Source organism: Tamlana crocina, from assembly GCF_012037625.1.
On sequence record NZ_JAAVJS010000532.1, the window covers coordinates 1 to 352 of the forward strand.

1 protein-coding gene is annotated in these 352 nt (G+C 41.8%); it reads right to left on the reverse strand.

Features of this window, described 5'->3' with window-relative positions; all coding sequences use genetic code 11:
- Positions 1 to 55 precede the first annotated feature (55 nt).
- Positions 56 to 265, reverse strand: coding sequence for a DUF4266 domain-containing protein (locus HC176_RS17915; protein WP_167920358.1), 210 nt, complete (start codon positions 263 to 265; stop codon positions 56 to 58).
- Positions 266 to 352: the final 87 nt, after the last annotated feature.

Sequence of the window (352 nt, forward strand, 5' to 3'; positions counted from 1 at the left end):
TGTTATGAAACAGGAAAAGAATAAAATGATCGCCAGTTTTTTCATTTTTGTGCCCTTAGTTGCAACCGCATCCGCCGCCTGTTTTACCTCCGTTAGCTCCTGCTGCCGCTTCCCGGTAAGCCTGGAAATTAGTCTCAAATCTGTCAGTATTCCTCAACGACAATTCCATGTCGGGATCATTGATGTTTACCTTTTCGTATTCCTTTACCGCCGAGCAGGATTGCAGGGCAGCCAGAATAAAACATCCTAAAATTGCTTTTTTCATGGAGTATTGATTTTTATGTTTTTTGAGGTGCTAATATTCCCATTTGCTTCTATGATGATGCATTCTACCTGCGGCAGTTGATCAATC